The organism is Flavobacterium sp. GSA192 (genome assembly GCF_006386525.1).
Lineage (GTDB): Bacteria > Bacteroidota > Bacteroidia > Flavobacteriales > Flavobacteriaceae > Flavobacterium > Flavobacterium commune.
In genome coordinates, this window is sequence record NZ_VAHC01000002.1 from 553481 (window position 1) to 567036 (window position 13556).

Annotated in this window: 11 protein-coding genes; 8 read left to right on the forward strand and 3 right to left on the reverse strand. The window is 33.5% G+C overall.

What is annotated here, in order from left to right:
• Positions 1 to 130: 130 nt before the first annotated feature.
• On the reverse strand, positions 131 to 2899 hold the full coding sequence (locus tag FDM27_RS06370) for a TonB-dependent receptor (RefSeq protein WP_140485639.1): 2769 nt from the start codon (positions 2897 to 2899) through the stop codon (positions 131 to 133).
• Between the two features lie 178 nt (positions 2900 to 3077).
• Here FDM27_RS06370 and FDM27_RS06375 point away from each other — a divergent pair, with 178 nt between their 5' ends.
• From FDM27_RS06375 to phoU, 8 genes are all read left to right on the forward strand, one after another.
• A complete protein-coding gene (locus FDM27_RS06375) occupies positions 3078 to 3764 on the forward strand; it encodes a response regulator transcription factor (RefSeq protein WP_071186230.1) in 687 nt (228 codons plus the stop codon).
• A 358-nt stretch (positions 3765 to 4122) separates the two neighbouring features.
• Positions 4123 to 5223: a sensor histidine kinase gene (locus FDM27_RS06380; RefSeq protein ID WP_140485640.1), complete on the forward strand. Its 1101-nt coding sequence runs from the start codon at positions 4123 to 4125 to the stop codon at positions 5221 to 5223.
• Positions 5224 to 5852: 629 nt separating this feature from the next.
• A complete protein-coding gene (locus FDM27_RS06385) occupies positions 5853 to 7028 on the forward strand; it encodes a porin (protein ID WP_410503839.1) in 1176 nt (391 codons plus the stop codon).
• Positions 7029 to 7156: 128 nt separating this feature from the next.
• Positions 7157 to 8020 (forward strand): PstS family phosphate ABC transporter substrate-binding protein, encoded by an 864-nt coding sequence (locus FDM27_RS06390; protein ID WP_140485642.1) that lies wholly within the window; start codon positions 7157 to 7159, stop codon positions 8018 to 8020.
• 169 nt (positions 8021 to 8189) lie between these two features.
• Positions 8190 to 9398: a phosphate ABC transporter permease subunit PstC gene (gene pstC, locus FDM27_RS06395; RefSeq protein WP_255510494.1), complete on the forward strand. Its 1209-nt coding sequence runs from the start codon at positions 8190 to 8192 to the stop codon at positions 9396 to 9398.
• Between the two features lie 2 nt (positions 9399 to 9400).
• Entirely contained in the window at positions 9401 to 10279 is an 879-nt protein-coding gene (gene pstA, locus FDM27_RS06400) for a phosphate ABC transporter permease PstA (RefSeq protein WP_140485643.1), read from the forward strand.
• A gap of 43 nt (positions 10280 to 10322) precedes the next feature.
• Complete coding sequence (gene pstB, locus FDM27_RS06405) at positions 10323 to 11075, forward strand: phosphate ABC transporter ATP-binding protein PstB (RefSeq protein ID WP_140485644.1); 753 nt, start codon at positions 10323 to 10325, stop codon at positions 11073 to 11075.
• A gap of 43 nt (positions 11076 to 11118) precedes the next feature.
• Positions 11119 to 11787 (forward strand): phosphate signaling complex protein PhoU, encoded by a 669-nt coding sequence (phoU, locus tag FDM27_RS06410; RefSeq protein ID WP_140485645.1) that lies wholly within the window; start codon positions 11119 to 11121, stop codon positions 11785 to 11787.
• A gap of 78 nt (positions 11788 to 11865) precedes the next feature.
• Here phoU and FDM27_RS06415 read toward each other — a convergent pair whose 3' ends face one another.
• Together FDM27_RS06415 and FDM27_RS06420 are read right to left on the reverse strand one after the other, a co-directional pair.
• On the reverse strand, positions 11866 to 12276 hold the full coding sequence (locus FDM27_RS06415; RefSeq protein WP_140485646.1) for a two-component system response regulator: 411 nt from the start codon (positions 12274 to 12276) through the stop codon (positions 11866 to 11868).
• 50 nt (positions 12277 to 12326) lie between these two features.
• The gene (locus FDM27_RS06420; RefSeq protein ID WP_140485647.1) at positions 12327 to 13358 is read right to left on the reverse strand and encodes a response regulator; all 1032 of its coding nucleotides are present in this window, start codon (positions 13356 to 13358) and stop codon (positions 12327 to 12329) included.
• Positions 13359 to 13556: the final 198 nt, after the last annotated feature.

Genomic DNA, 13556 nt, shown 5'->3' on the forward strand with positions numbered 1-13556 from the left:
GTATATCGGTAAGGAATTTTAGGTGTTTTCTAAAGTTTATGAAACAGTTATCATATTTGGATTAATTGTAATCTTAATGTTGCTTTAGTGTAAACAAAAAACCATCCTTTCGGATGGTAAGTTGTTAGTGTTAAAATGTATAAGAAATGCTGGTTGAAAATCCTGTACCTCTTTTGTATTCTTGTAAGGTTAATGAAGATTCTAATATTGGAATTTTATTGTCACCTCCTAAAACTCTTCTGTAATTTGGGTTCAAAATGTTGTTGATACTGAATTTAATATCCCATTTTTTATTAATGTTTTGTCCCCAAATAAAGTCTAGTTTATGAAAAGCTTTTTCGTATTCATTATCTTGTCCTGCAATACCTACTGCGTATATCCTGTCTCCGTAAACTCCATAAACTAGGGTTGCAGTATTTTTCCATTCACTATTGAATTCAAACGCATATTTTAAATCGGCATTTACTAACCAGTTTGAAGCTCCTTGTAGTTGTCTTTTTTCAAAAGTATCAAAATAGGATCCTCTGTTTGTGTCGGCAACAGCTTCTGTGTGCATAATTGATGTATTAGCTCCAAAAGATAGTCCTTCTAATTGTTCGGATAATCTGCTTAGTTCAATAATTACTTCGAATTCAGCACCAAAAATTGAAGCTGTTTTATTGTTGTAATAGGCAACTTGTCTTCCGGAACCACCACCAAAATTGTCAAATGAACGTTCGATAGGATCTTGAATGTGTTTTCCAAATAATGTAACTGCGAAAAGTTCGTTTTTAGTTGGGAAGATTTCATATTTTAAATCCACATTTGTATTTGTGGAATTTTTTAGATTTTCATTTCCTCTTTCAGATGTTCCGTCTGCACTAATATAAGTCATTGGAAGTGTTTCAAACAAAACAGGTCTGGTAATTGTTCTACTTGCTGCAAAACGGATGTTGCTGTTTTCGTTAACTAAATATTTGATGTTTAATGATGGCAGGATGTCTAGTTTTTCAGTTAGATTTGTTCTGTATGCAGATCCTATTGGGTCAAAAATCAATCGGTATTTCAGATCACGAATGGTATTTTCAGCACGTAAACCGGTGTTGATCTCAAGTTTTTCTCCTACATGAAATAACAAATTAGCGTAAACACCATCAACTCTGTTATCAAGTTTGGTTTTGTATTCTCCGTTAGTACTTTCAGTAAATGATAAGTTGTTGTTAGCAATATCATTTTGAATGGAACTGTCAATATTGTTTATGTTTACAATATTAGCAGGTTGAGATCCGTTTGGAATTCCGGAAATAAATCGGTAGGAGGTCGTCATGTATTCGGCATAGCCGTTGTATCCTGCTGATAATTTATTTTTTTTGTCTTCATTCTTTCCGAATAAATATTGATATTCAAAAAATCCTGACAAATGAAAATTGTTTTCAACGTCTAAAAATTGTCTGATAAGGTGGTTACTTCCATAACGTGTTTCTGCTTCTTCCTCATTTAAAAGCACACCGTTTATAAATTTTCTATCAGGCTGATTGTATTTTGTTCTGGTGTATGATAATCCTCCTTTAATAAGATGATTACCCTCTTCAGTTAACTTATATTCTGACTTTAACTGATTAGTAAAAAAGTTAGATTCGTCATATTGATTCAAACGAATAATTTCATTTGGATTGTCTTTCGCATTTCTGGTGTAACCAACCTGATCTTGAATTTGATTTTCGGTAGATTTTAAAAACAATGAAGTTGTTGATAATTTTAGGCGGTCAGTTTTGTATTCTAATCCAAGTAAAGCAGAAGCCTGAGTCAAAAATTTGTATTGGGAACGATTTAAGTTGTTGTCGTATTCTCCTTGTCCAATTGCAAAAAATCGATCAGCTCCTTTTCTAATTTGATATTTATTATCAAAATTAACTCCCAGAATGTATTTTAATGTGTTACTGTTTTTTCCTATTGAAAAATTATCAGCATGAGTAACCCCAAAACTTGTGTTTAAAGGAGATTTCATTTTCTTTACATTCCAGCTTGATTCGAAATTATTATTAATTTGTCCGTTTGGTATTTTACCAAATCCACTTGGTAATTGTCTTTCCTGTCCTCCAAATCCAAAGAAGCTTTTTGTGTTATCAGCATCTGATGAAAGTAGAAAATCACTCATATTGTTATTGGTAGTATATCCAACACCATAGCTTAATTTGGTAAAGCTAGTTGTAGGTTGTGATGTATGAATATCAATTGTTGCACCGGCAAAATCACCATAAATATTTGGATTGAAAGTTTTAAAAACATCCATATAGCCAACAATATCAGTTGGGAATAAATCTAAAGGAATGATTTTCTTAAAAGGGCTGTTTGAAGGAACCGCCAAATCGTTCACTTGTAGATTGTTGTATCGGTCTTCTAATCCACGTACAAATAACCCTCTGGATTCTACTTTGGTGATTCCGGTTATTTTTGTTAGTCCTGCTTCAACATCACTAACACCTTTTCGGGACATTTCCTGTGCGCCAATAGATTGCTTAATTTCAACTGCATTTTTTTGTTCAAGTAATAATGCTGTTTCTTTTTGTCTGTTTTTAGTAGCAGTTACTACAACATCCTTGAGGGTATAACCACCTGATGAGAGTGATTGATCAAGAGTTAGTTTAGCTCCTTCGGTTACTTTTACGGCAACTTCCTTAGTTTCATAACCAACAAAGCTATATTGAATTGTGTAGCTTCCCGGTGCGATACTAATAGTGTATTTTCCATTAATATCGGTAGTAGTGTTAATTTTAGTCCCTTTTACAAGCACAGTTGCAAAAGGTAGTGTTTCATTGTTCGAATTTTTGTCTGTTATTACTCCTGAAATTGTACCTTTACTCTGAGCAAAGCTAATTGTTGTAATAAAAAGCGTTAGAATCAATAATCTAAGTTTCATAATTTGATTAAATTTTTTGCAAAGTAATGTCAGCTTTGTAAAGTTGGTGTTAATCGGTTGTTACGATTATGTTGCTTCAATATTATCAAATCGTTATCTCTTTAAATTACAGTTAACACAACTTTTATGCTGTTTTTTTATTAGTACATTTACCATCGCAAAAGAAAATTTGCTAGCTATGAAAAAGAAAAACACAAAGATTTTACTGGTAGATGATGAACCAGATATTTTAGAAATTGTAGGTTACAATTTAGCTCAGGAAGGCTATCAAATTGTTACAGCTTCTAATGGTAGAGAGGCAATTACTAAAGCTAAAAAGGAATTACCTGATTTAATTATCATGGATGTGATGATGCCGGAAATGGACGGTATGGAAGCCTGTGAGAATATTAGAAACATTCCTGAATTGAGCGAAGTGATTATTACTTTCTTAACAGCAAGAAGTGAAGATTATTCTCAGGTAGCCGGTTTTGATGCCGGGGCCGATGATTATATCACTAAGCCGATTAAGCCAAAGTTATTAGTAAGTAAAGTAAAAGCTTTATTGCGAAGATTGAAAGAAGCAAGCGGACAGGACAGCGAAACGCTAAATGTGGGCGGAATCGAAATTAATCGTGAAGAATATAAGATTATCAAAGACGATGTAGAGATTGCTTTGCCTAGAAAAGAGTTTGAATTATTTTACCTTTTAGCTTCAAAACCAGGAAAAGTATTTAAAAGAGACGAAATCCTGGATAAGGTTTGGGGTAATGAAGTTGTGGTAGGCGGAAGAACTATTGATGTACACATTAGAAAATTGCGTGAAAAAATAGGTGATGATCTTTTTAAAACCATAAAAGGAGTAGGGTATAAATTTGAAGTATAAGATTGGTTTTTAAAACCATATAAGTTATACCACCATTTAGAATATAAAATGTTCTTGATTGTCAGTTCGAGAGCAGTCGAGAACTACTATTAATCTCGACTGCGCTCGATTTGACAAAAAACAATCAGACCTCTCTATATTTCTAAATGGTATTACACCCAACGGGAAGTCATATAAGTTTAACCAATGTTATAGTTAGGTTTTCTTTTTGTTCTTATGCTTACATGCTCTTATTTTCAAAATGATATTTTTGTAATCAGCCAAAGAGAAAAAACGTATCTGACTCCTGCCTGTCGGCAGACAGGTATATGGTTAAAAAAAGACAGGGTTGTTATTATTTAAGAACAAAGACGAATAAATGAAAATTAGCTTCAAAAAAACATACAAGTTTGCCATCAAATCGGCATTTTACATCAGCCTTTTTTCTACGGCTTTTGTTCTTTTTCTGGCAATGATAATTTTTAATACCACTACCAAAACCTTATTTCTTTTCGGGATTATTTTTGTTTTTGCTATTTATCTCTTTTCATTTTTGGTACTTCAATACCGTGTGGAGCGTTTTATTTACAGAAGAGTCAAAAAAATCTACGACGATGTTTCCCTGTTAGAATCCAGTACGCTTATCAATCAGCCTATCACAACTGATATGGAAACGCTGACCCGTGAAGTCAAGAAGTTTGCCACCGATAAAAAACTGGAAATCGAAATGCTGCAAGTTCGTGAAGAATACCGAAGAGAGTTTCTGGGGAATATATCGCATGAGTTAAAAACACCATTGTTTACCGTGCAAGGTTATATTTCTACTTTGCTTGACGGAGCAATGGAAGACAAGGCTATTCGTAAAAAATATTTAAAACGTGCCGATAAAGGAGTAGAGCGACTCATTTATATAGTAGAAGATTTGGATATGATTACTAAACTCGAATCGGGTGATTTGAATTTAGAAATAACCGAATTTGATATTGTAGAGCTGATTCGAAATGTTTTCGATTTGTTAGAAATGAAAGCTGATAAAAAGAAAATCAATTTGGTTTTTGAAAATGAAAATATCCAGCCTAATTTTGTCAAAGCCGATAAAGACCGAATCCAGCAGGTGATAGAAAACCTGATTGTGAATTCGATTAAGTACGGTAAAAAAGAAGGAACTACCGAAATTGCCGTTGTGAATTTAACTAAAGAAAAGGTCTTAGTCAGAATAAGTGATGACGGCGAAGGAATTGAAAAACAAAATATTCCAAGGCTTTTTGAACGTTTTTATCGCGTGAACAAAAGTGGTTCCAGAGCCGAGGGAGGTTCGGGATTAGGTTTAGCCATTGTAAAACATATTATCGAAGCGCATAAAGAGAAAATATATGTAGAAAGTGAATTCGGAATTGGATCTGAGTTTTCATTTACCATCGAAAAAGCTAAGAAGAAAAAGAAAGAAAAAGAAAAGGATAAAGAATTAGTGCCTGAATAGCATTTGTAAATTAAAAACACTTAAAAGGTGTCGTTGTTTGTACAGCGACACCTTTTTTGTTTTATACAAGTGTAATTGAGTCATTTTTGAAAAAATAGCGATACGAAGGTTGTTTGGTTGTTTTAAAAATCAGATTTAGAGCTTCGTTTTAGTATTTAAATGGAAATTTTAAGATAAACGAATTTTGGAATTGTAAATAAATATCCTCAAATATGAAGCCGAAAAGTATTTTTTTTGATAAAAACAGAATGCTGTTTTTTCTCAATGTTAAGTAAATGTTAACAAATAAAAGCTTCTTAAGTACTGTGTTTATTGGTTTTTTAATTTCTGCGTATGTGTTTAAATGTAGAATTAGAGTGCTAATGTAAACAAATGTTTATGCAGTGGTGTTCAAATGGTAACTCAGGCTTAATATTGGATAAAAAGTTTAATATTAGTTTTGCGTTAAAATAATGTAATATTGATTTATACTTAAAATGAAAAGATTTTTATTTACAGGTTTACTGTTGGTTTCGTCATTAATGAATGCGCAAGATGTAAAGAAAGACGAGATTAAAAAAGAAGTAGTTCGAATTTTAGATTCTATTAATTCGGCTAACAAACAAAAACAGAGCGAACAGGAAAAACCAATGCTTACTGAAAAACCGGAGAAATCCGAGAAAAAAGAACATTGGTATGATAATATTGGTTTAAGAGGTTATGTGCAGGTACGATACAATGGCTTGTTGTCAACAAATGATAAAGTAGCTTGTGATCAATGTGATAAATCCTGGGGGACGACTTCAACTGCTCCGGATGCAAAATCAAACAATGGCCTTTTCTTAAGACGTGCACGTTTGGTGTTCTCAGGTCAAATACATCCTAATGTTTATGTTTATATTCAGCCGGATTTTGCCAGTTCTCCTGTTTCTGGAGCATTGCATTTTGCCCAATTAAGAGATGCGTATTTTGATTTGTCATTTGATAAAAAGAGAGAATTTAGAGTGCGTATAGGACAAAGTAAAGTGCCTTATGGTTTTGAAAATATGCAATCAAGTCAAAACCGATTGACATTAGACCGAAACGACGGTTTGAACAGTGCTGTGGTTAATGAGCGTGATTTGGGAGCTTTTTTCTACTGGGCACCAGCAGCGGTTAGAGAGCGTTTTGCTATGTTGATTAAAGAGGGTTATAAAGGTTCGGGAGATTACGGAGTATTTGCCTTTGGAGCTTACAACGGTCAAACGGCTAATAAATTAGAAGCAAATAGAAACCTGCATGTGGTAACCCGTTTTAGTTATCCGTTTGTAGTAGGGAACCAAATTATCGAGCCGGGAATTCAGGCTTATACCGGAAAATGGGCTTTTACTAGCGAACTTTCTACAGGTGTAACTACTGCTAACAAACAAAATACCTTAGATCAACGTGTGGCGGCTTCTTTTATATTGTATCCAAAACCATTCGGGATTCAGGCAGAATATAACATTGGTAAAGGACCTCGTTACAACAAAACAACAAATACGGTTGATGTATCTCATTTAGAAGGAGGTTATGTATTACTGAACTACAAATTAGATTTGCCTAGACATCATTTGATTTATCCTTTTGCAAAATTCCAATACTATGATGGAGGAAAGAAATTTGAAAAAGATGCCAGAAGTTATGTAGTAAGAGATTACGAATTAGGATTGGAATGGCAGCCTTTCAAAGCTTTTGAATTAGTAGCCGAATGGGTAATTGCCGATCGTACTTTTGAAGACAGCGCATTGCCTGTCAACAGACAACGTGGTAATTTATTGCGATTACAAGCGCAGTTTAATTTTTAATTCATTCTAATCTAAACAATATATTTAAAAATTAGTTTTCCTTGAAAAAAGTGTCCAATTGCTTAATGATGAATTAACGCAGGCTTAATATGGAGGATTTACTTTTGCAACAATTAATTTAAAACAAAATGAAAAAAACAAAATTATTTTTGATTTTACCTTTAATAGGTATGTTGAGTTGTGGTAAGGCTAAAACAGAAGATAAGGCTTCTGAGGATAATGCAGCAGCTGTTTCAGTAACTATCAAAGGAAGTGATACTGTTTTGCCATTGGCTCAAAAAGAAGCTGAAGATTTAATGAAATCTGACAAAAACATCAGTGTTACTGTAGTAGGTGGAGGATCAGGAGTAGGGATTACTGCTCTTATCGATGGAACTACTGATATTGCCATGGCTTCAAGAGATTTGAAAACAGAAGAGAAATTGAAATTCTCAGAAGCTAAAAAAGAGATTGAAGAAGTAGTTATTGCATTTGATGCTTTAACTGTAATTGTGAATCCGGCTAATGGAGTTTCTAAGTTAACTCGTGAGCAATTAGAAGGAATTTTTACCGGAGCAATTAAAAACTGGAAAGAAGTAGGTGGAGCCGATGAGAAAATTGTGGCTTATTCCAGAGAATCTTCTTCAGGAACTTACGAGTTTTTTAAAGAAGAAGTAATGGGTAAGAAAAACTACGCTACAGATGTGTTAAGTTTACCGGCTACAGGAGCCATTGTTCAGGCTGTAGGTCAGACAAAAGGAGCGATTGGTTACATTGGTTTGGCTTATGAAACTAAAGAAGTAAAACAATTAGCGGTTTCTTATGATCAGGGAAAAACCTTTGTTGAGCCTTCAATAGCTAGTGCTAAAGATAAAAGCTATCCAATTTCAAGACCGTTATTTTATATGTATGATAAAACAAATGCAGCCAAAGTAAAATCAATAGTTGATTATGCGCTTTCGGATGTAGGTCAAAAAACAGTTTCAGATATTGGTTATATTCCATTAAAATAATTCTAAAGGTTATTATAAGTTCTTGAAAAGGTTATCATTTTTTATCGATAACCTTTTTTTATACCCAAAAATACATTGGCTTAACATTAAGTTAACTCAATAGTAATAACTACAGAACATTCAGTCAGTCAGGCTGATGTAATTTTGCAAAAAAATAAAAGATACTGATTTGAAAACAAATTTTAAACAGCTGAAAGAGAAGCTTGTCGAAGCCATTTTAATGCTAAGTGGTGCGGCCACAAGTATTACCGTAGTTTTGATTGTTTTTTTTCTATTTATTGAAGGTGCTGGAGTTTTTAATAGAAAACCCATTGATGATGGTTATTTGTTAGTGGTTAATGCTACTAACAAAGTAAAGACCCTTCAGCCTTCGCAAGTAAAAGATGTTTTTGATAAAAAAATAACCAATTGGAATCAACTCGGAGGTGAGAACAGGCCCATAGTGTTATTTACAACCAGTGATATTACCCAATATTATACTGAGGAAGAATTAGGAGCTAACTTTGAGCATTTTCCTGAAAAAATTAATGAACTAATTCAGAAACAACCCGGCATTATTGCTTTTTTTTCAGATAAATACAAGTCGGATCAATTTGTTGGCAAAGAGTTAGATATTGATAAAATTAAGGTTTGGGAATTTTTGTCAGGTGAAGAATGGTTTCCTACAGCCCAGCCCATTGCTCAAATGGGAGTAAAGCCTTTAATTTATGGAACGCTGTGGGTAAGTTTTGGTGCTATTTTATTGGCTTTGCCTATTGGATTAGCAGCGGCAATTTATCTTAGTGAAATTGCTCAAAAAAGAACCCGAAGTTTATTAAAACCTTTAATCGAATTATTAGCCGGAATTCCATCGGTAGTTTATGGTTTTTTTGGATTAGTGGTGATTGTCCCTTTAATTCAGGAAATGTTTAATTTGCCTGTAGGCGAAACCGGATTAGCAGGAAGTGTGGTTTTAGCTATTATGGCTTTGCCAACTATTATTACTATTTCAGAAGATGCCATGCGCAATACGCCACGTGCCATGAAAGAAGCCAGTTTGGCTTTAGGTGCATCCAAATGGCAAACGATTTATAAGGTGGTCATGCCTTATTCGGCTTCGGGAATTACTGCGGGAGCTATTTTAGGAATTGGTAGGGCTATTGGCGAAACCATGGCGGTATTAATGGTGACCGGAAATGCTGCTGTAATTCCTAATACCCTTTTAGCTCCGGTAAGAACCATTCCGGCAACCATTGCTGCCGAACTGGGTGAAGCACCAAACGGAGGTTTGCATTACGAAGCCTTATTTGCTTTGGGTTGTATTTTATTCCTAATCACATTTGGGATCAATATGTTAGTCGAATTAGTGACTAACAGAAAAGCACACAAAAAACATTAATAATGAAAGCACAAAATAAATTAGCCCGTAAAAAGAGAATTAGTCAAAACATTGCTTTTGGAATCTTTACAGCAATAAGTTATGCTATTGTAGCCCTTTTATTTGTTATTCTGGCATTTATTGTGGTCAAAGGAATCGGCGTAATTAGTTGGGAATTCATTACAGCAATGCCAAGTAACGGAATGACCGAAGGCGGAATTTTTCCTGCCATCATAGGTACGCTTTGTTTGGTTTTGGCAAGTATGATTTTTGCTTTTCCGGTGGGTGTTTTTGCTGCAATTTACATGAACGAATATGTAAAAGACGGTTGGGTTAAAAAGATAATCAAACAGATGACAAATAATCTGGCGGGAGTTCCATCGATTGTTTTTGGGTTGTTCGGAATGTCATTATTTGTAAATAAACTGGGTTTTGGCGATTCAATTTTAGCCGGTGGATTAACTCTGGGATTATTAGTACTTCCTGTTGTTATCAGAACAACTGAAGAATCTTTAAAAGCTGTTGATTCTACTTTCAGGCAGGCCAGTTTAGGTTTGGGAGCTTCTAAATGGCAAACAACAAGCAAAGTAGTTTTGCCAATCGCTTTTCCAAATATCATTACCGGTTTGATTCTTTCCATCGGAAGGGTTTCAGGCGAAACAGCTCCTATTTTATTTACTGTAGCCGCTTATTTTTTGCCTAAATTACCTTCGTCTATTTTTGATCAGGCTATGGCTTTGCCGTATCATTTATATGTAATTGCAACCAGTGGGACTAATATTGAGAAATCCAGAGCAATGGCTTATGGAACGGCACTTATTTTAATTGTAATTGTATTAATCTCTAATTTATTGGCGAATGCACTTCGTAAATATTACGGGAAAAAAGTAAAAATGAATTAATGCCATTAAAGTTGGTTTATTAAGTAAAAGTAAAAAGTATAACATGCACAAAATAGAATCCAAAAACGTAAATTTTTTTTACGGAGAAACCCAGGCCTTACACGACATTTCGTTATCGATGAAGGAGAATACTGTTACGGCACTTATTGGGCCATCAGGTTGTGGGAAGTCAACTTATTTGCGTTTATTGAATCGAATGAATGATTTGATTGATAACACCCGAATGGAAGGAAGTATTTTAATTGATCAAAAGGATATTTATCAAAAGAATACTAATGTTGATGATTTGAGAAAGAATGTGGGAATGGTGTTCCAGAAACCTAATCCTTTTCCTAAAACAATCTATGAAAATGTAGCCTATGGTTTGAGAGTAAACGGAGTTGAGGATAAACATTTAATCGAAGAAAGAGTCATTACTTCCATTGAGCAGGTGGCACTCTGGGATGAGGTAAAAGACAAGTTAAAAAAATCGGCATTTGAATTATCCGGTGGACAACAACAGCGTTTGTGTATTGCCCGTGCTCTGGCTATACAGCCTTCGGTTTTATTGATGGATGAGCCTACTTCGGCATTAGATCCTATTTCGACTTCAAAAATTGAAGAATTAGTACACGAATTAAAAAAGCAATATACTATTGTTATTGTGACGCATAATATGCAGCAGGCAGCGCGTGTGAGCGACAATACAGCTTTTTTCTATATGGGAAAATTGATTGAATGTGATAAGACAAAAACGATTTTTACCAAACCGGCAATACAGCAAACTGAGGATTATATAACGGGAAGATTTGGCTGATAATTGTTCCCAATTGTAATCGGATAACTTTAAAATTAAAAAAATGGCATCACACTTCGAAATAGAATTAGATAAACTTAAAAACGTAATCATCAAGATCGGTACTCTTGCCGAAAATCAATTAATTGAAGCGGTAAAAGCTCTGCTTTCAGAGCCTATGGCCGAGAAGAAAGAGGTGAAAAAAACCGAAGAAAAAATAGATAGATTAGATGTGAAAATCGATGAGATTTGTCAAACTATTTTTGCCTTGCAACAGCCTGTAGCTTCCGATTTGCGGTTTATCATGGCTTCGATGCAAATTAGTAATGAGATTGAGAGAATTGGCGATTTGGCAATGAGTGTTATCAAAAATTCGAAAAACATTAAAGACAAACACGATTTAATTGTAAAATTCAATGTAGCCGAATTGGCAAAACAAGTTGAGGAAATCACGGTAAAAATGAATCAGTGTTTTTTAGATAGAAGCGAAACCACTATTGGAGAAATTTTTGTACTTAATAACAGTATTAAAAAAGGAACCGACGATACGATTCATAATTTGATGAACGAAATGAAATCGAATTCGAAAGCTGTAGTTTCGGGAATGAATCTGGTAATGGTTTTAAAACATTTAGAGCGCGTTTCAGAACATTGTACTAATATTGCTGAGCACGTTCATTTTATGATTAAGGCTAAGATTATCAAACATGAAAAGTTTGAGGATAAGCAATAGCTATCGAATATTTTTATCACAAAAAAACCAGGTTTTTCATTTTGAAGAATCTGTTTTTTTTTGTTGGATATTTTGTTTTTAGAGTGCAGTTATATTGTCAAATAAATTTTTAGATATTGGTTTTGTAGCATATAGCACTACATTTTTGTCTAATTTGGCACGGGAAATATCACTATTGTCTATAGAAGAGGAAACCATTATTATTTTACAGTGTTGAGTTGTGTTTTTAAAAAGCTGTCTGTAATTTTCTAAGAATTCAAAACCATCCATTACAGGCATATAAATATCAAGAAAAATGATTTGTGGCATTAACTGGCTGTTTCCTTGGTTTTCTGTGATGTATTTTAGCGCTTTTTCGGCAGAGGAGTATTGTAAAATATTTTCACAAAAATTATTTTTAGTCAGTAATTTTGAAAATATAAAGAGATCAATTTGATTATCATCAATAATCATAATCCTTTCAAAGTTGGGTTTCAATTCATTTTTCATAAAAATAGTCTATAAGTGTTTTTTAAGTATAATTGCAAAACGGACTTAATTTATTTGAATATGTTTTTAGAACCATTTATATTATTTTGTGGGCTCAATTGTTGTGTTTTATGGGTAATGTCTTTTATGATGTCGTCTAATTCCAGAACTGATGTTTTTAAGCTTTTTTGAAAGAATTTTTTTTCTTCATCATCTAAGTCGTATTCTTCCATATAGTTGAGTAGCCCTAAAATTCGCGCTACAGGTGAACGTACCACATGAGATTGAATTCGTGCTATTTCTTTTAAATTTTCATTTTGGCTTTCTATCGTTTTCAGATATTTTATTTTTTCTGTAATATCATAAACCAGCATTAATTTTGCCTTGCGACCCAGAAATTCTATATGTGTACTTTGTATTTCTACATCAATTTGGGTTCCGTTTTTCTTGATGTGTTTGAATTTGTCTTTAAATAAAGTTTCATTATCATGCAAAGCCTGTTTCATTTTTGTCATTTCTTCAAGCGGTTTAATGTCTTTGATGGTCATTGCTAAAAATTCCTGTAACGAATAACCGTAATGATTAATTGCCGCTTGATTGACGTCTAAAAAGAACAATGTTTTTACATCAAACACCCACATCGGAATTGGACTCAGGTGAAATAAATCGCTATAAAGCTTTTTGGATTCTTCTAATTCGTCTTTTTTTCTTTTTCTTTCGATGTTATAAACTACACTTTTATAGAGTAAAGTAGCGTTTAATTCGTCTTTATTCAAATAATCGGCAACGCCCAGATGTAACGATCGAACACTAAATGCAATGTCACTATATCCTGTAAGTACAATTACCGGGATTTCTCCGGCATTCAGTAAAATGTTTTTTATGAGTTCTTCTCCCTGTTTGTCGGGTAAGCTTAAGTCTAAAAAGATGATATTGAAACAATATGGAGATTTGGTTAAATACTCTTTTGCTTCCGTAAAATTTTTTGCATTTTCTATTTTTAATGAAGCAAAGCTTTCCGTCAGGTATTCCTCTATTAAATAGAAATCACCCGGATTGTCCTCAACAACAAGAAATTTATAAGAGGCTGAACTTTCTTTCATAGGTGTTTGTTAATTAGATGATTAAAAAAATTAATCCTGAATTTTTAAAAATATTGTATTTAAAAGGCTTCTGTTGTTAACGAATTGAATTAATATTTTTTAAATTTTAAAGAAAATCTGTGGTGTCTTAAAAAATGTAAGATTGTATAAGTCTAAATTTAGTCTTTTTTTATTGATTAAAGCAAATGATTTGTAGTT